15 protein-coding genes are annotated in these 18,809 nt (G+C 46.6%); 8 read left to right on the top strand and 7 right to left on the bottom strand.

Annotation, left to right across the window (positions count from 1 at the left end):
* Window positions 1-21 precede the first annotated feature (21 nt).
* Together ESB13_RS09990 and ESB13_RS24285 are read right to left on the bottom strand one after the other, a co-directional pair.
* Entirely contained in the window at window positions 22-996 is a 975-nt protein-coding gene (locus ESB13_RS09990) for a ribonucleotide-diphosphate reductase subunit beta (RefSeq protein ID WP_129002840.1), read from the bottom strand.
* 283 nt (window positions 997-1,279) lie between these two features.
* Entirely contained in the window at window positions 1,280-1,681 is a 402-nt protein-coding gene (locus ESB13_RS24285) for an SWIB/MDM2 domain-containing protein (protein WP_129002841.1), read from the bottom strand.
* Between the two features lie 195 nt (window positions 1,682-1,876).
* On the opposite strand from ESB13_RS24285, the gene ESB13_RS10000 reads away from it, so the two are divergent.
* Together ESB13_RS10000 and ESB13_RS10005 are read left to right on the top strand one after the other, a co-directional pair.
* Complete coding sequence (locus ESB13_RS10000) at window positions 1,877-2,734, top strand: NAD(P)-dependent oxidoreductase (protein WP_129002842.1); 858 nt, start codon at window positions 1,877-1,879, stop codon at window positions 2,732-2,734.
* A 55-nt stretch (window positions 2,735-2,789) separates the two neighbouring features.
* Window positions 2,790-4,604, top strand: a complete 1,815-nt coding sequence (locus ESB13_RS10005; RefSeq protein WP_129002843.1) for a MutS-related protein — start codon at window positions 2,790-2,792, stop codon at window positions 4,602-4,604.
* Here ESB13_RS10005 and rseP read toward each other — a convergent pair.
* From rseP to ESB13_RS10020, 3 genes are all read right to left on the bottom strand, one after another.
* The gene (gene rseP, locus ESB13_RS10010; protein WP_129002844.1) at window positions 4,597-5,946 is read right to left on the bottom strand and encodes an RIP metalloprotease RseP; all 1,350 of its coding nucleotides are present in this window, start codon (window positions 5,944-5,946) and stop codon (window positions 4,597-4,599) included. The genes ESB13_RS10005 and rseP overlap by 8 nt on opposite strands.
* A 74-nt stretch (window positions 5,947-6,020) precedes the next feature.
* A complete protein-coding gene (locus ESB13_RS10015; RefSeq protein ID WP_129002845.1) occupies window positions 6,021-7,175 on the bottom strand; it encodes a 1-deoxy-D-xylulose-5-phosphate reductoisomerase in 1,155 nt (384 codons plus the stop codon).
* A gap of 49 nt (window positions 7,176-7,224) precedes the next feature.
* A complete protein-coding gene (locus ESB13_RS10020) occupies window positions 7,225-8,721 on the bottom strand; it encodes a GH3 auxin-responsive promoter family protein (RefSeq protein WP_129002846.1) in 1,497 nt (498 codons plus the stop codon).
* A gap of 188 nt (window positions 8,722-8,909) precedes the next feature.
* Between ESB13_RS10020 and rplU the strand changes: the two genes are divergently transcribed.
* From rplU to ESB13_RS10040, 4 genes are all read left to right on the top strand, one after another.
* Entirely contained in the window at window positions 8,910-9,215 is a 306-nt protein-coding gene (rplU, locus tag ESB13_RS10025) for a 50S ribosomal protein L21 (protein ID WP_129002847.1), read from the top strand.
* 36 nt (window positions 9,216-9,251) lie between these two features.
* Window positions 9,252-9,518 (top strand): 50S ribosomal protein L27, encoded by a 267-nt coding sequence (gene rpmA / locus ESB13_RS10030; protein ID WP_129002848.1) that lies wholly within the window; start codon window positions 9,252-9,254, stop codon window positions 9,516-9,518.
* Between the two features lie 76 nt (window positions 9,519-9,594).
* Entirely contained in the window at window positions 9,595-9,846 is a 252-nt protein-coding gene (locus ESB13_RS10035; RefSeq protein ID WP_129002849.1) for a hypothetical protein, read from the top strand.
* Between the two features lie 78 nt (window positions 9,847-9,924).
* Window positions 9,925-11,580 (top strand): DNA polymerase/3'-5' exonuclease PolX, encoded by a 1,656-nt coding sequence (locus tag ESB13_RS10040; RefSeq protein WP_129002850.1) that lies wholly within the window; start codon window positions 9,925-9,927, stop codon window positions 11,578-11,580.
* Between the two features lie 4 nt (window positions 11,581-11,584).
* On the opposite strand, the gene ESB13_RS10045 is transcribed toward ESB13_RS10040, so the two are convergent.
* Both ESB13_RS10045 and mazG read right to left on the bottom strand, forming a co-directional pair.
* Window positions 11,585-15,340 carry a sensor histidine kinase gene (locus ESB13_RS10045; protein WP_129002851.1) on the bottom strand — a complete coding sequence of 1,252 codons (3,756 nt, stop codon included), beginning with the start codon at window positions 15,338-15,340 and terminating at the stop codon, window positions 11,585-11,587.
* Window positions 15,324-16,118 (bottom strand): nucleoside triphosphate pyrophosphohydrolase, encoded by a 795-nt coding sequence (gene mazG, locus ESB13_RS10050; RefSeq protein ID WP_129002852.1) that lies wholly within the window; start codon window positions 16,116-16,118, stop codon window positions 15,324-15,326. The genes ESB13_RS10045 and mazG overlap by 17 nt, the downstream gene beginning before the upstream one ends.
* A gap of 134 nt (window positions 16,119-16,252) precedes the next feature.
* On the opposite strand from mazG, the gene ESB13_RS10055 reads away from it, so the two are divergent.
* Both ESB13_RS10055 and ESB13_RS10060 read left to right on the top strand, forming a co-directional pair.
* A complete protein-coding gene (locus tag ESB13_RS10055; protein WP_129002853.1) occupies window positions 16,253-17,092 on the top strand; it encodes a hypothetical protein in 840 nt (279 codons plus the stop codon).
* A 279-nt stretch (window positions 17,093-17,371) separates the two neighbouring features.
* A complete protein-coding gene (locus ESB13_RS10060; RefSeq protein WP_129002854.1) occupies window positions 17,372-18,733 on the top strand; it encodes an IPT/TIG domain-containing protein in 1,362 nt (453 codons plus the stop codon).
* Window positions 18,734-18,809 lie beyond the last annotated feature (76 nt).

Below are 18,809 nucleotides of genomic sequence, written 5' to 3' on the forward strand. Positions count from 1 at the left end.
AAATCAGATTTCTATCAATATCTAAAACAGGTCGAGGGCTGAAATGCTTTTATCATGTTTGGTATACTCGACCGGTCTTTTCGCGAAGAAGTCGTCCAGGCTATTGGCGAAGACTTCTTCTTCGAACCATAACATGGGTTTATTTTCTTCGGTTGTGATGTTGAACAGCGCGGGCATATTGATTTTGCGCAGGCTGTCGTCTGCCCTGTACTTCATGAAGTTGAGCAGGTCTTTCCGGTCGATGATGTCGATATCCCCTTCGCTGAAGATCCAGTCGATGATCCTGCTTTCTATTTCAATGGAAGTTTTCACCAGGCTGCTGATTTTAGCGTTGGTTTCTTCATTGAAGAGATGTGGTTCTTCTTCTCTTATTTTGTTGATAAGATAGATACCTGCGTTGGCATGGATCTGTTCATCGACGGAAGTCCAGGCAATAATATTGCTCACATTTTTCATCAGTCCCTTGAAGCGGGTGAAAGATAAAATAATGGCGAACTGGCTGAAGAGGCTTACGTTTTCTATTAAAATAGAGAACAGGATGAGGGATATGGTATATTCCTGTTTATCGTCTGATTTTGCGTTGCTGAGTGCGCTGGACAGATAGTCGATACGTTCTTTGATAACAGGAATAGAGAGTAGTTTTTCGAATTCGTTGTTATATCCCAGCACTTCGAGCAGGCGGGAGTATGCTTCGGAGTGGCGGAATTCGCATTCGGCGAAGGTGGAACCGAGGCCGTTGAGTTCGGGTTTGGGGAGGTGGTTGTAGAGGTTACCCCAGAACGATTTCACGGCCACTTCTATCTGGGCGATAGCCAGCAGGCTGTTTTTAACAGCATTTCTTTCTGCGGGGCTGAGATGGGAATGAAAATCCTGTGTATCTGCTGTAAAATCTACTTCAGAATGCACCCAGAACGATTTATTGATCGCCTCAGTGAACTGTAACACTTCAGGATACTCAAACGGCTTATACTGCACCCGCTTATCAAAAATGCCCATAATCTACTTGTTTAAAAGGTTAACCCGGATTCACACACTTGGTACGTGCCTGACTGTCGTTTTCACCGGAACAGAATACAAAAATGAAAAACACTGCGTTCTTTTCAAGAAGAACAAATGCACAGCATGTGGAAAATAATAGTGAACAATTCGGAAACGCAGTTGGGGTGGACGTTCGGGCGAATAACGGGCGAAAAATAAAAATAAAGACAGGGCCTCTGATGGGTACAGCGACTCTGTCTTTCATTTGGTTGCAGGCAAAATGTTTTGCTAACGGTAAAGTTTAGCTAACGTGTTTGCTGACGATTTTAGCCAGGTCAAACATAGAGATCTGATCTTTACCGAACAATGGTTTCAGTTTTGCGTCGGCATTGATCATACGCTTGTTCACTTTATCCTGCAGATTATTTTTCTTGATATACTCCCAGATCTTTTTGATGACTTCTGTTCTTGGGAGGGGTTTAGGCCCTATTACTCCTGCGAGTGTAGCGCTGGGCGTAAGGGGAGCCATGAAGGCTGCGTTGGGTTTGCGGGCTGTTTTTTTAGCTACTTTTTTAGGTGCGGCTTTTTTCGCTACTTTTTTTGGAGCAGCTTTTTTAGCCACTTTCTTAGGTGCTGCCTTGGCAGCTTTTACTGCTTTTTTAGCCACTTTTTTAGGAGCAGCTTTTTTAATTGTTTTTGCCATACTGTAAGAATTTAATGGATATACACAAATTAAATAATTTACGTGGCATTCGTTCATTAGTTGCTCACATTCAATTCACATTCTGAGAGAGGAGAACTTAAGGTTCTCCAGGGGATGGGAAAAGCAACCTGTTTTATTCCGGTTTTGAGTTTGGAAGCGGGGTTTAATACTTTTGGGATCTTAAATATTACTACTATGATAGCATTTTTAGGCATGGGGCTATTAGGTTCCAATTTCACGAAGGCTTTATTAAGAAAAGGTGAGCAGGTGCAGGTGTGGAACCGTACAGCTTCGAGGGCCAGCGCTCTTGAGCATTTTGGTGCCAAAGCTTATGCAGCGGTTGCGGATGCCGTAAAAGGCGTTAGCCGCATTCATGTAACGTTGAAAGACGATGCATCGGTAAACGAAGTGCTGGAGCAGGCGTTGCCCGGGCTGGCGCCGGGTGCTGTTATCATAGATCATACCACCACTTCGAAAGAGGGCGCTATTGCCAGAACACAGGCGTGGGCAGCACGTGGTTACACTTATTTTCATGTACCTGTATTTATGGGACCTGCCAATGCGCTGGAGGGTACCGGTTATATGCTGGTATCGGGCGATCAGTCGCTTATAGCCAGTTGGGAACCTGTATTGGCCGGGATGACGGGCAAGGTCATCAATTTTGGCCCTGAAACAGGCAGGGCGGCAGCGGTGAAACTCATTGGCAATAATTTTCTCGTAGCTTTTACTGCGGGCATTGCCGATACACTTGGGCTGGCCAAATCGTTAGATGTGCCGTTAGCGGATATCAATACATTATTTGACTCCTGGAATCCGGGCGCTATGCTGCCTGCCAGGTTAAAGCGAATGACCAGCGGCGATTACAGTCAGCCTTCATGGGAGCTGAATATGGCACGTAAGGATACGCAGTTGTTCCTGGATGCGGCGGCCAGGGCCAATGTGCCCTTGGTAGTGATACCTGCCATTGCTGCAGAAATGGATCGCTGGATCGCCAAAGGGCATGGTGGTGAAGACTGGGTGGTGATAGGGAAAGACAATCTTCCTACTACCTAACCGCCAGTAAAAAAAACGTGTTTATTTCAAAGCAGGCTGCTTAGCTTCGACCTCTATGACAACAAACGCGTTATCTCCCTTACAATGGTATCAGCAGCAGCTGGAACAGGCCAATACGGCCCTACACCGCTTATTACAACGTAAAAGCCGTCTTGGCTGGATCCGCCTGTTCTGCCTGCTTGTTCCTGTTGCGCTGCTTTATATTTTAATACCGGGGCATGCGACTGCTGTTATATTCGTTGTGATAGCGGGCATTTCCGTGTTCCTGTATGTAGTATCGCAGGATATGAATAACAGCCGCCGGATAGAATATACCCAGCGGGATATTGCTTTACTGCAAAGCGAGCTATCGGTTCTTAATCATGAATACAGTCATCTTGACGATGGCAAGCGGTTTGAGCCGGCGGTACATCCCTATGCAGGCGATATAGATGTTTTTGGCGCTCATTCGCTGTACCAGTACATCAACCGCTGTGAATCGGAGCAGGGCAAACAGCTGCTGGCGCATCATTTCCTGCAACCGTTGCCGGCGGAACAGGTCATTGCCAACCAGGAAGCGGTACGTGAGCTGGCGCAGCAACCGGACTGGCGGCTGGCGTTACAGAATTATGGCAAGAGTGCGCAAATAAGCCTGGTCACCCAGCAACGTGTGCAGCAGTGGCTGAACACTTCCGACATGCTGTTCAAGCGGAAAACATGGAAGTATATTATACAGCTTTACCCGCTGGTGCCTTTTGCCTGTGTGGGCTTATACCTTGCCGGCCAGCTTTCCTTCACCTTACTTACCTACTGTTTATTTATCCTGTTCATCATTTCATCGGCCTATACCAAAAAGATCAACGGTATTTACAGTTATATTTCGCGTATCGTGCCCGAGATCAGCGTACTGCAATTGCAGCTGCAGCATGTAGAGCAGCCTGCGTGGAAGGCCGGTGCACTGAAGGATATTCAATCTTCTTCGAAAGTAAGCGGACAGCCTGCTTCGGGGGCTTTACTGGATCTAAAGCATATACTCAACCGGTTTGATTTCCGGCTGAATGTGATGGTGATGCCTTTTCTCAATACATTTCTGTTATGGGATATACGCCAGGCTCATGCTTTACAGCAATGGAGGCAGAAGAACGAGGCAACTGTCATGGACTGGTTCGGCACCATCGCCAGGATAGAGGTATTACATACGCTGGCCACTTTACATTTTAACCAGCCTGCCTGGAGCTTTCCAACACTCAGCGACCGTTATTTCACGTTTGAAGCGGAAGAGGCAGGTCATCCGCTGATCCCTGCGGAAAAGCGGGTCAACAACAGCTGTGCGATCGATGGCACCGGCCAGATCATGCTTATCACCGGATCGAATATGGCGGGGAAAAGCACCTTCCTGAGAAGTCTTGGTGTAAACACCGTTCTTAGCATGATGGGGGCACCGGTTTGCGCCAGCAAACTCAGCTTATCGCCTGTACACCTGATATCGAGTATGCGGATAGCTGATAACCTCGCAGAGAACACTTCTACTTTCTATGCCGAGTTAAAGAAGCTGCAACAAATTATTACAGAAGTAAACCAGCATGCGCGGGTATTTATACTGCTTGACGAGATCCTGAGGGGTACGAATTCACTGGACCGTCATACCGGTTCAAAAGCCTTAATAGAACAGCTGATCAAAGAAAACGCCATAGCGGTAGTTGCCACGCATGATATAGCATTATCGAACCTGCAGCAAACACATCCTACTTCGTTGCACAACTATCATTTTGATGTGCAGGTAGCCGGGGAAGATGATCTTTATTTCGATTATAAATTAAAAAGAGGCGTCTGCCAAAGCATGAACGCCTCTATATTAATGAAGAAGATTGGAATTAATATCACTACCTAAAAACGCGCCATACATCGAGCCCGAGCGCATAGGCCATTAATGCGAGCAGCAGCACCATGCCCACCATTTGTGCGTATTCCATGAACTTTTCGCTGGGTTTACGGCCGCTGATCATTTCCACCAATGTAAAGAGAGCATGACCGCCATCCAATGCGGGGATGGGCAGGATGTTCATGAAGGCGAGGATGATAGAGAAGATAGCGGTGAGCGTCCAGAAGCTCTGCCAATCCCAGATACCGGGGAAGGCATTACCGATACTAAGCACGCTGCCTACAGAATCCTGTGCTGCGACTTCTCCGGTAAAGATCTTTTTGATACCTGTGATATACCTGCCCAGAGTTTCGAAGCATTTGCCAATGCCTACAGGAACAGATTCTGCAAACGTATATTTGATCACTTCTGTGCCATAGATCTTATCAACGCCGCGGGGGTTAAAGCCTACGAGCGATTTTTTATCGAGGTGAACGCCTACCTGTGCGGTATCGCCGGTAGCGCGAATTACTGTAAACGTAACATCTTTATCTGCGTAGTTCTTTTTCAGTTTTTCAAATTCGTGGAACCAGCGGAATGGCTGGCCATTCATGGCGATCATGGTATCCCCTTTCTGTAACGGGGCGTTACCGGTAAGCTTTACATTGGAAACAGAATCTACGATCACGGGCATCAGGTAGGTGACAAAACCTTTCAGCTGGTTTTTATTCAGTTTTTTCGCGAAGCCTTTGGGAACGGGGAGATCGAGGCGCTGGCCTTCCCTTTGAACCGTTACCACTTTCGTTCCTTTAAGCGTAAGATCGATAGGAACTACATCAACCGTTTCGGGCGCTTTGCCGTCGAGCGCCAGAATTCTGTCGCCTGTTTTCAAGCCCATTTCGCGGCCGAGGGAGTCGGCATAAATGCCATAAGTAACCCTTTCAGCGGGGATATATTCTTTACCCCATACATAAGTAATAATTATAAAGAGTACGAGTGCGAGGATTACGTTCACGACCACACCTGCGATCATAATGATGAGACGCTGCCAGGCTGGTTTACTTCGGAACTCATAAGGTTTAGCGGGTTCTTTCATGGCTTCTTTGTCCATGCTTTCATCCATCATACCGGAGATCTTCACGTAACCTCCGAAAGGGATCCAGCCAATACCGTATTCGGTTTCACCCACTTTCTTTTTCCAGAGGCTGAACCAAGGGTTAAAGAAGAGGTAGAACTTTTCGACGCGGCATTTAAACCAGCGTGCTGTAAGGAAATGCCCCAGTTCGTGGAGCGTCACCAATATAGAGAATGAAAGAACAAACTGTAATGCTTTAATACCAACACTACTCCAAACTATTGCTGCTAATGCCATAATATTCCTTTCTCCGGAAAGGTTTTGGTTAGAAAAATAAATAATGATACCTGTACAATGATACAAAAAGGGATTTACATCTGGATCAGGGATGCCGCGAAATTGCGGGCCTCTCCGTCGGTTTCGTAATACTCTTCGAGTGTCGGATGCGCTATAAAAGGTATTTTATCCATGGTGCGTTCGACCATTTCGGTCATATCGAGGAAACCTATCCTGTTACGGAGGAAGGCAAAAACGGCAATTTCATTTGCGGCGTTGAGCACGCAGGGCATGTTGCCTCCTTTGTGAAGTGCTGTGATTGCGAGGGACAGATTTCTGAAAGTTTTAACATCGGGTTCCTCGAAAGTGAGGGTAGCCGGTCTGCGAAAGTCCCAGCGCGGGAATTTATTGGGAATACGGTTAGGGAAGGCCATGGCATACTGGATGGGCAGTTTCATATCGGGTAAACCCATCTGTGCTTTAATGCTACCGTCTTCGAACTGCACCATACTATGAATAATACTTTGTGGATGTACCATCACCTGAATTTGATCGGGCTGCAGGTTAAACAACCATTTGGCTTCGATCATTTCGAGGCCTTTATTCATAAGGGTGGCGGAGTCGATGCTAATTTTGGCGCCCATGCTCCAGTTAGGATGCTGCAGGGCGTGGTCGCGTTTTACGTTTACGAGGAAATTAGGTTTTTTGCCCAGGAAAGGGCCGCCGCTGGCTGTGAGGATGATCTTTTCTATTTTATTCCTGCCCTCTCCTACCAGGCACTGGAAGATGGCGGAGTGTTCGCTGTCGACCGGAATGAGCGGCACCCTTTTTTCCATCGCCTTTTGCATCACGATATCACCTGCTACCACCAGGATCTCCTTATTGGCGATGGCGACGGGTTTACTGAATTCGAGGGCGGTAAGCGTGGGTCGCAGACCTGCGTAGCCTACTATGGCGGCGAGCATGAGGTCGTAACAATCCATAGCGGCCACTTCGTCGAGCGCCTTTTGTCCGGCAAAGACCTTTACATCGGTAGCAGCCAGGGCTTCTTTGACCTTTGCATATTTCGTTTCATCTACAATCACCACCACATTGGGATTGAATTGCAGCGCTTGTTTGATCAGGAGTTCTTCATTGGTATGCGCTGTCAATACTTCAGCGGAGAACTTATCGGGGTTGGCTGCTATCACCTGTAAGGCTTGTGTGCCGATAGATCCGGTTGAACCGAATATAGCAATACGTTTACTCATTTTATAGTTACCTCTTAAAGAAGTTGTTTATGATTTATGAATAAGGGGTTTATGCCAGCAGGTAGGGCTGAAGTGCATCTGCAACTTTGCGGTCGTTACTTAAGCGGGGCAGTTTGTTCTGGCCGCCCAGTTTACCAATGGACTTCATATAGTCGATAAAGCCATTCCTGCGCACCTGTGTTATTTGCAGGCGTTGCAGGATGTTACCGGCAATGAGGTCGTCGTAATAAACGTTCTTCCCCCTCAGGTTATTATCCACCTGCTCTCTAAATGCCTCCATATCAACCGGTTGGTTTTCGAATTCGATAAACCATTCGTGGTAGCTCTGCCCTTTTCCCTGCTGTACCATGGGAGCTACGGTAAATTCCACTATTTTAACGCCCTGCTGTTCTGCCACTTTCATAAGGGCGTATTCCACTTCTTCGCCAATAACGTGTTCGCCAAAGGCGCTGATAAAATGTTTGGTACGGCCTGTTACCACCAGCCGGTGCGGCGCTGTGCTCACAAATTTTACGGTATCACCTATATTATAGGCCCATAAGCCGGCGTTATTGCTGATAATCAGTGCATAGTTTTCCCCCACTTTAACGTCGCGGAGACTTAAACGGGTGGGGTTTTCATTGAATATTTCGCCTGCTGGCACAAATTCGAAGAAGATGCCGGAGTTGGTATTCAGGAGGAGGCCTTCGGCGGTCTGGGAGTCCTGGAAAGCAAAAAATCCTTCGCTGGCGGGGAAAGTTTCGATGCTATCTATTTGTTTTCCAATGCTATCGAAGAGTTTGGCCTTGTAGGGATCAAAGTTTACGCCGCCATAGACCATTACCTGGAAGTTTGGATAGAGGTCTTTTATTTTTTTGCCGCTCAGTTGGGTGAGGCGGTCGAAATACATCTGCATCCATGGCGGGATGCCGCTGATGAGCGTCATATCCCTGTGGATGGTTTCTTCGACAATTTTATCGAGTTTGGTTTCCCAGTCTTCGATACAATTGGTTTCGTAGCTGGGTAACTGGTTGGTTCTTAAATATTTGGGGATATGATGGTTTACGATACCGCTTAAGCGGCCGGTGGGGATGCCTCCGGTGCGTTCCAATACGGGCGATCCGCTCAGGAAGATCATTTTGCCGCCGGTGAAGGCTGCGTTCCCGGTTTCTGCGATATAACACAGGATGGCGTTGCGGGCCGAATTGATGTGATTATCGATAGAATCCTTGCTGATGGGGATGTATTTGATGCCGCTGGTAGTGCCGCTGGTTTTTGCGAAGTAGATAGGTTTGCCTTTCCAGAGAATATTTTCCTGTCCTTCTTTTACCTTATTGATATAGGGTTTCAGGGCTTCGTAATCGCGGATGGGGACCTGTTGTTTAAACTGCTCGTAGGTTTGTATGTCGTTGAAACCGTGGTCGTTACCAAATTGCGTATGGCCGGCGTCCTTCAGGAGCTGTTTCAGGATGTTCTCCTGATCGAGCACGGCGGTGTCCATGCCTTTTTTGATCTTATTATATATGTAATTGGCGAACGGGCGGGCCAATATGGATTTCAAGTTCATTAATACTTAGTATTGGGAGAGGCAAAAATAACAATGTATGCCACGAATTGAGCGAAAGAGAAGTTTTAATTTTGAGATATGATTGGGAGGAAGTTTGGTGGAGCTGGTAGGAAATATATTTTTTTTGATTTTTTATGCCCATAATTCCATAAAAACCCTACCTTTGCCGTCCTAATTTTGGACTATTTATGTTAGCAGTTGTAAAAATAGCAGGTCAGCAGTTTAAGGTACAGGCAGGTCAAAGTCTGTATGTTCCTCACCTGCAAGGTAAGACAGGCGATAAAGTAGAATTCAGTGAAATTCTCTTTGTTGACAATGACGGTAAAATTTCTGCTGGTGCCGACGTTAAGGCAACTGTTAAAGCAGAGATCGTGAACGAGTTGGTTAAAGGTGATACCGTTATCGCTTTTAAAATGAAAAGAAGGAAAGGTTTCCGTAAGAAGCACGGTCACAGAACTCATTACACACAAATCAAGATTGAAAGCATCGCTTAGTAATAAGCTAGTTTTAACAAAGTAAAACCACTGATCATGGCTCACAAAAAAGGTGAAGGTAGCGTAAAGAACGGTCGTGATTCCCAAAGCAAGCGTCTGGGAGTAAAAATATATGGCGGTCAGCCAGCTATTGCAGGCAACATTATCGTTCGTCAGCGTGGCACTACTTATCATGCAGGTAAAAACGTAGGAGTAGGTAAAGACTACACGTTGTTTGCCTTAGCTGATGGTATCGTAGAATTCAAAAAAGGAAGGAAAGATAACACTACCGTTTCAGTTAGCGCTGCTGAAGTTACTGCCTAGTAACAAAAAATTTTGACAGTTTGCATAAAGTTTTTATTTTTATTCCATATTTACTAACCAGTTAAATTTTAAAAACATGGCAACTGCAAAAAAAGCCGCTAAAAAAGCTGCTCCTAAAAAGGTAGCAAAGAAAGCTGCTCCTAAGAAAGTAGCTAAGGTAGCAAAGAAAGCCGCTCCTAAGAAAGCTGCTAAAGTAGCAAAGAAAGCTGCTCCTAAAAAAGTAGCTAAAGTAGCGAAGAAAGCCGCTCCTAAGAAAGTAGCTAAAAAAGCTGCTCCTAAGAAAGCTGCTAAAGTAGCGAAGAAAGCTGCTCCTAAGAAAGCTAAATAGTTTTTCTTAAGCTAAATAGACTAAAGGTCCCGGAGTGATCCGGGACTTTTTTATTTTAGTACCACAACCTCTCTTCATATGCTGAATGCTCAAATAGCTGATAACTTTTCCCTGTTGGGGAAGCTCATGGAAATTCATGGTGAGAATAGTTTCAAGACCAAGTCGTATAGTACTGCGGCCTTTACCATCGAGAAACTTCCTGTAGAACTGTCGACCCTTCCGGAGGAAAAGATCTTCAGCATTAAAGGCATTGGCGATGCCATAGGCAAGAAAATACTGGTTCAATTACAAACGGGCCAGCTGCCGCAGTTAAACGAATACCTGGCGCAGACCCCTGCCGGCATTCTTGAGATGATGAGCATTAAAGGGATTGGACCTAAAAAGATCGCTACTATCTGGAAAGAGCTTGAGGTGGAGACCATTGGCGAGCTGCTATATGCGTGTAATGAAAACCGGCTGCTGTTATATAAAGGTTTTGGCGCCAAGACCCAGCAGAACATCAAGGATTCCATAGAATTTTTCTTAAGTAACCAAGGCAATTATTTATATGCCCAGGTGGCCTCTTATGCCGCACAATTCACACAGGAGCTATTGCAAAAGTTTGAAGGATGGCTGGTGCAGCTTACCGGAGATTTCAGAAGGCAGCTGGAGATCATCAATAAACTGGAGTGGGTGACCACCATACCGGCGGCGGATCTACGCGTTTTTCTGGAATCGAATGGATTGCAATGGCAAACTGCAGCCGATGGCTACGAGGAGTACCGGGGCCAGGAAAATATTGCTTTACAGTTTTATCATACAAATGCGGAAGCATATTATAGTACTTTGTTCAAAACCAGCAGCAGTGCGGTTTTCCTGGATTGCTTCGAGCAGCAATACGGTTCTGTTCCTGCAACAGCGGCTTCGGAGGAAGCTATTTTCAGCGCTTCATCCCTGGCCTATATTCCGGCCTGTTTACGAGAAACAGACCAGTTTCTGCCACGTGCTGCTGCGCAAACCCTGCCTGTTTTAATACAACCCGGCGATATTACCGGCATTATACACTCGCACAGTAAGTGGAGTGATGGTGCCAACAGTATCGAGGAAATGGCGGTAGCTGCGAAGCAACAGGGGCTGCAATTCCTTGTTATCAGCGACCACTCCAAGTCGGCTTTTTATGCCAATGGATTAAACGAAGCGCGTATTGCGGCCCAGCATGAAGAAATAGACAGCCTGAACAGCAAGCTGGCTCCGTTTCATATATTTAAAAGCGTTGAATCGGATATTCTTAACGATGGCAATCTTGACTATGGCGATGATGTGCTGAAAAGTTTTGACATGGTGATTGCATCGGTACACTCGAACCTGAAGATGAATGAAGAGAAGGCTATGGCAAGGTTGCTGAAGGCCATTGAAAACCCATATACAACTATCCTTGGGCATATGACCGGCCGTTTATTGCTTAGCCGCAGCGGCTACCCGGTAGATCATAAAAAGATCATCGATGCGTGTGCCGCCAATAATGTTATCATAGAGCTTAATGCCCACCCGCGGCGCCTCGATATCGACTGGCGCTGGATACATTATGCGCTGGAGAAGGATGTGCTTATTTCCATTAACCCGGATGCGCATGCTGTTGCGGGTTTCCATGATATCGTTTATGGGGTACTGGCGGCACAGAAAGCCGGTGTCACCAAAGAGCAGAACTTCAGCAGTTTTTCATTGGAGGCGGTGTTTGAGAGAATAAAGAAATAAAGGACTAAACGAGCGCAGGGAATGCGATGAAGAAGGTGCTGCCGACGCCTTCTTTGGTTTCGAACCATATTCTGCCGTTGGCTTTTTCTACGATGCCTTTACAGATGGCCAGGCCAAGACCTGTTCCTGATGATTTTGTCGTGAAATTAGGGGTGAATATTTTTCCCTGCATTTCAACGGGGATACCACTGCCGTTATCGGCAACAGCTATCACAATTTCCCTGTCGAGGCGGTATTGACGGATCGTAAGTTCTATGGGTTGTTTATCGCCGGAAGCTTCTATCGCGTTTTTGATGAGGTTGGTGAATAAACGGGTGATCTGGACTTTATCGGCCATGATAGCATCGGTGCCGGTGGAGGTCTTTTGCCAGTCGATATGCAAATTAGAATCGGCGTTATAGAGATTTATCAAAGTTCCGAGGACCTCTGATAAGTCGAACTGTTCCAGTTTTACATTGCCGATATTGGCGAACTGGCCGAAGTCGCCTGCTATTTTTGCCAGCTGGTCTATTTGTTCTACCAGGGTGTTAGCTACCTGCTGCGACAATTCTTTCACGTTGGCAGAGCCACTGTTAATGGCTTTCTGGAGGTATTGGATGCTGAGCTTCATAGGTGTCAGCGGGTTCTTGATCTCATGGGCTACCTGCCGTGCCATTTCGCGCCAGGCACCTTCCCTTTCGCTTCGTGCCAGGCCCTGCGCGCTTTCTTCGAGCTTACGTACCATTTTGTTGTATTCATCGACCAGGGCGCCTATTTCATCGTTACGCGTCCATACAATTTCTTCGTTCATTTTGCCGAGGTTCACCTGTTTCATTTTATCACCGATGAGAGTGAAGGAAGCCGTAATACGGCTGGTAACGAGGAAAGCAATAGCACCGGCCAATACGAAAATGAATGCGTTGAGGTTGATGAGTGTTACCAGGAAGTTGGAGATCTCCTGATTCAGTTCGGTCTGGGAGTTTAAATACGGGATATTGATGTAGGCGTAGATAGAGCCATCGGGGTATTTTACCGGGACGTAGATACTCAGGAATGAAAAGTTATCTACTGTTTCGATCTGAATTTTCTGAGTGAGCTTTTCATAGTTCATGGCATAGTAAGCTCTTGGTTCCATCTTTCCGCTCAGCACATGTTTGTTGTAGATATAGGGTTGGGTAGAAACGGTGAGGTTTCCTTCTATATCGTATACATTGAGGTCTACATTATGGATCTCCGATATTTCAACGATACGCCTTTCGAGATCGCCGCCGGCGGCGCCAACGTAACTAAGCGTTGGCAGGTCGTCATCGATATACCTGTCGCGGATAGCGGCCAGTTCGGAGGCCATTACCTGGATGGCTTTGGTAAGGCGTTCTTCGTTGTTCCTGTCGAACCGTACGATAAAGAACGAGATGGTGGCGATACCTATTACGACGAAAGAAAAGACGCTGATGAAGATGATGGTGGTATGGATCTGCGTGCGGATATTAAAGTGAAAGATCCTTCGGATGCTTTTCCATTTAAAGCGAACGCTTACCATAAAGCTGGCAACATGAAAGATCACTACCACTGCGAGGAAGACGCAGAACAGGTAGGCAAACAGGGTGATGGTTTCAATAAAATTGTTATCCTTTTTCACCACTACCACCACTTTGCTATGGCCTGCATTATACCATAGTTCGCTGTTGTGTTCTTTCATACGTTCCTCGTATTCGAGCCTGGGCATATCGGCGGGGGCCAGTACGGAGGAGAAGCCGTAATCGTTGAGGCTGTTGATGAGTTTGCCTTTGCTGTAAACGGCGTAAGCGTAGTTTGTATTGAGATCGGAAGCCACATCTTTCACCTGTTTGAATAATTCGGGGAAAATTGCTTCGCTTTTATAGCGGCGGGGTTTGGCTATAATAAATACATGACCAACAGTTGAACTGTCGGGCAGCATCACCAATTTCTCATAGATATAGCTAAAGAGGTCCTGCGCGTTTTCGTAGTAGTAGAGGCTGGGGATGCTGGTTGCTTTTCCTTCGCCTTCGATGGTTCTGCGGATCATGTAATACGAGGCGGAATCATCGTTGTAGAGTGGAACGAAGGCGCTGTCGTAAGTGTAGATGCGGGTATCGTACTTGTTGAGATAACCGGAGAAGTTTTCGTTGATAAGGCTGTCTTTGATAAACCTGTTGGAGTATTCGGAGCGGAGCCTGTCGAAGTTATGTACGAGGAAGTCGTTTGAAATATTGGTGATCGCAATATTCATGAGGCTTTCGCCGGAGGGGTCGGTCTGGTAGGTGAGTTTATCGGCAATACGTTTGCGTTGTTCGAGTTCTACTTTCCTGTTTTCGGTAACGATAACGATGGTGGCGGAGAAAGCGAAGAACATGAACCAGAACAAGAAGAAGCCGGACTGCAGCAGTGGTTCGTTCAGATCTTTTTGCCTGTATTCGAGGATGGTGATGTACAGGAGCAGCCATATGAGCACTGTTACTTTTACCAGGATAGCGGGTGTTCCTATCTGGAAGGTAAGGATAAAGAGGCCTGCCGCGGCCACGATGGTAAGCCTGTGGTAAAAGCCGAAGTTCACCTGAATAGATGGTATGACCAGCATCTGGGATACGTGGAAATACGCATACATGATAAAGCTAAGCACTACGAAGCCGATGAAGGTATAAGCGCTCAGGTTAAATACATTCGTTACATCGAAAGGGATCTTGGAGTCGGCCACCAGGCTCCGGATGAGGTCGGTGCACTGGAATGTAATAAGGGGCATGATAGCCAGGCAGGCTATGGCGATGTATCTGCCGCTATTTTTCACCCTGTTGACATAGGGTTTGATCATTTGCAGCGGCGGGAACCTGGACTTAAAGAAGATCATGATCCAGAAGAACAGTATCGAGTTCACCAGCAGATCGCCCAGGGAGGGATGCAGTGCGCTGGAGGCGTAGATAGAGGGGTCGAAGAGTTCCAGTTTACGGAAGGCAAAGGGAATGGGGAACTTATAGGTAAGCGCCCTCATAATGGCCACCACTCCTACCAGGAAGATAAAGCCTTTCCAGAAACCTCTTTGCTTTGCGGTTTCGATGGCCAGTCCGTTCATAAACGCCATGAGGAAGAGGATAGCCAGCACCCTTAAACCGATAGAAAATGCATCGGGCTGGTCGAAAGAAACGGCATCTTTTTGTGTAAGGTAAAAGACCGTTTGGTTGGCAGAGTTGTGAACGGGGATGCCGGTATCATCGGGGCTGATGGTGTAGAGTTTCTCTATGTTGGGGTAGTTCGCGAATTCGCGGCGCAGGTATTTATTTTCGATAAAGTAGTCCCAGTGAATAGGTATGAGTCCTATAAAGACATAGTTCCTCCCGTTTTTTTTAAAGGAATGTTTCAGTAGTTCAAAGAGGCCGTTCTGGTAGCTTACGGTGTGGACGCCATCGGGCAAATGCAGCTGTTCGGTGTTTACCGACATAAGGGAGCTATTCCAATAGACCTGTTTATACTTACCGGTTTCATTTTCCACGTAGGTAAAGATGCCGAGGGTTTCTTTGGTGAGCGTTTGTTTCAGTTTATTTGCGCCGGGGCTATACAGAATATTCAGGGTAGTAGTATCCTGGATGATCTCGCGGAAGCGGTCTTCCTGCTTCCGCAGGTAGGTTTCGAGTGTAGACTTCACCTTTTCGGGAGAGCCGCTATAGGTAAAGTAGTTGGTAAAAATGAATGAAATGGTATACAGCCAGGCAGCCGTAATAAGGAGGTATCCGTTTTTATATGCAGCCTGTTTAAGCGTTTGAATCAAGCGGTTTGTTTTTTTGTTTTATCTCGTTCCAGATCGCGTCCATTTCGGTGAGCGACATTTCGTCGAGCTGCCTGCCCCTGGCATGGGCTATTTCTTCCATTTCGACAAAACGTTTTATGAATTTACGGTTTGTTTTTTCCAGGGCGCCCTCGGCGTCTACGCGCAAAAACCGTGCATAGTTTAAGAGGCTGAACATTACGTCGCCGAACTCTTCTTCTACGTGGTGCTGGTTGCCGGAAGCTATTGCTTCCTGCAGTTCGTTCATTTCCTCGTTCACTTTATCCCAAACGTCTTCTTTTTTCTCCCATTCGAATCCTACCTGGGCTGCTTTTTCCTGGATGCGGGCGCCTTTTACCACTGCGGGCAGGGACAGCGGCACGCCGCTGAAGAGCGATTTTTTGCCTTCCTTCTTTTTAATTTTTTCCCAGTTGCGCTTTACATCGGATTCGTCGTCCACTTTTACGTCGCCATAGATATGCGGGTGGCGGACGATCAGTTTTTCGCAGATGGCGTTGATGACCTCTTCGAGGGTAAACTGCTGCTGCTCCTTCCCTATTCTTGCGTAGAACAATACGTGCAGTAACAGGTCGCCGAGCTCTTCTTTTATGCCGGGCCAGCTTTCATCGGTAATAGCGTCGGCCAGTTCATACATTTCCTCGATGGTCATGGGGCGGAGGGTATGGATGGTTTGTTTTTTATCCCAGGGGCATTGTTCCCTCAGTTCATCCATGATAGTCACGAGTCTTAAGAAGCTTTGAGAGAGTGTATTCTCTGGCATATGGGCATAGTTTACGTCTGTTAAAAATACAGTACAGTGGTGAAAAGCACCGGGCGCTGTGTGAAAGCAGGTGTTATTCATTAGTTTCAGGAACGCAAAATTTCATGTACGTTTGAGACCGAAAATCAATCATAATGTTACGATCTTTCTTGTTGCTTTTGATGCTGGCTATTGTGCACCGGGGTTTCTCCCAGTTCTACTATACCGATCTAGTTTCGGGTGCCCAAAGTACGCTGCAATATAAAGCACTAAAAACTAACCTGGTAAAAAGTATGACTGCGCAAAGTTTTGAAAAGGATGGAGAGCAAACACCGCGTTTTGCACTGAACCAGACAATCAGCGCCAACTTTTCACAGGTAGAAACGAATACTACCAGTCCTTCCGGGGAGGTATCGATTTCGAAGAGTTTTTATAAAGGTTTGCGTTTGGAGCGGAACGAGGACAGCAGCGCCAGGATCAGCACTGTTACAACTTACCGTTACCAGGCTGATGGCAGGCCGGGTTCCATAACAGCTGTAACACGTGATGCGGGCAGGGGTTACAGCAGCGAGGAAGTACATGAATGGCAATACCAGGCTGACGGCAAACCCAGCGGTATGCTGAAGATCAAGGATAAAAAAGATACGACGGTTGTCACCTTTACTTATGACGACCAGGGGAATGTAGCGGAAGAGCGCTGGAGCAGGGCTGGCAATATTACAGAAACCTGGTATTACTATTATAATAGTAAAAAGCAGCTTACCGATATTGTACGTTATAATAGCCGGGCGCGGCGGATGTTACCGGATTATTTGTTTGAATACGACGCTGCCGGTCGGGTAACGCAGATGACACAGATAACAGCGGGCAGTTCGAACTACCTGGTATGGAAGTATGTTTTTAGTACGGAAGGGCTGAAGCAGCGGGATATGTGTTATAATAAACAGCAACAACTTGTGGGAAGGATAGAATTCAAGTATGTGATGGACAGATAAGCCGGAGTAACCGCCAACCTTTTCAAACGGTGCAGGAATTGAATTTCTGCACCGTTTTTTATGCTTATAAGTAATAAAACGATGGGGGACATTTTGAGATAGCTAAAAAAAAGTTAAAATACACCCGTTTATATACCAATCCGTCCCCCTTCTTATTTATTCCGCTAATTAATTTTAGGTGTTCACAGAAACAGTTTAATGCTGCTTAGACCGATTGCCTGAATTGTTTTGAGGTTGAGCCTCGTACTAACTGCGTTTTAAAAGAAAAAACGATCACATATGAAAAGAATGCTGCATCATGCATGGCGCCTGCCTGGGCGGACCATGCCAACCCGCCGATGCCTACCTGCGCCTACGGCTGCTTCACTTGCTTTATGTTTGGGTTTATCCTTATTCTCGTGCCAGAAGGATTCTTACAGTTCCAACAATCAACTTCCTTATGATCCTGGCCGGCCTGTTGTTTTCAATAATTTCTTTGTTGATTCGGGTGTTATAAGAACCAAGGTAATTATAAAGGGAACCAATTTCGGGAACGACAAATCGCTGGTCAAGGTTTATTTCATCGATAATGAAAAGTCGCGGCCTGCCACCGTTGTGAATATCGACAATGAAAACATTTACTGTCTTGTACCCAAGCAAAACGGAGGTAATAATAAGATAAGTATAAAGGTGAAGAACGATTCTGTTTCTATCGCCAAAACCTTCCGTTACAGTGTTTCGCAGAACATTTCGAATGTAGTGGGTTTGACGGGCGTTGCCGGGTCTGTGGATGGCTCTATGGCAGATGGCCGTATTCAGCGGACCTTTGGGATAGCGGCACTTGGAGAAGACCAGGTGATGTCGTTTGAAATGCTGAGTGGTGCGGTCAGGTATCTTTCCATTCCCGAGAACAAGATATATACGGTACAAACGGGTTTTGCGGCGGGGCAGCCTGCCATTAATGCAGCGCGTACGAAGGTGTATGCCATTCAATATGGGGTGCCTCATAAAGTCATCTGTTATAAGAAGGAAAACCTATGGGCTCCTGAAGTGCTTACGGCAGGTATTGCCAGGCCCAATGGTGTTACTGTGGCGGGTGTTATAGTTTCGGCTGCACTGGATAATACGGAGCAATGGCTTTATTTCCGGGACAAGGCTGGCGTGTTTGGGCGTCTTGAAATAGACAATCCCGGGAATGTCCAGATCTTAAATGAAACATGCGGTCCTGTGGGCAGCGCCGATTATAATTACCTGGCGTATAGCCGTGTGGACGACTGCTTTTACTTTGGCGTTCAAAATATTCATTCTATTTACCGGGTTGAGAAGAACGGCACCAATGTGCAGCTGTGGGCGGGCTCGAGCCAGGGCACCAATGATGGTCCGCGCCTGGAAGCCAAGTTCAACAGTCCGGGCGGACTTGCTGTTGACGGGGAAGGCAATATCCTGATCATGGATACCAATAACCATACAGTTCGCAGGTTAAACCATGGTTCCGGTTATGTTTCGCGTATTGCCGGGACGACAGCCTCTTTGGGGTTCAGCAATGGCGATCCGCTTTCGTCGAAACTAAACTATCCCTATGCTATCAATGCGGACGAATATGATAACTATTTCCTGGGAGAAAGCTGGGGTTGCACCATCAGGAAACTAGCCATCGAATAAACCAAACCATATCATCAGTAGATAACTGTGATGGCTACGGCATTTACAGGGTAAAGCGCCATGCCATCCTATAAAT

The sequence above is a fragment of the Filimonas effusa genome (genome assembly GCF_004118675.1).
GTDB classification, from domain to species: Bacteria; Bacteroidota; Bacteroidia; order Chitinophagales; family Chitinophagaceae; genus Filimonas; species Filimonas effusa.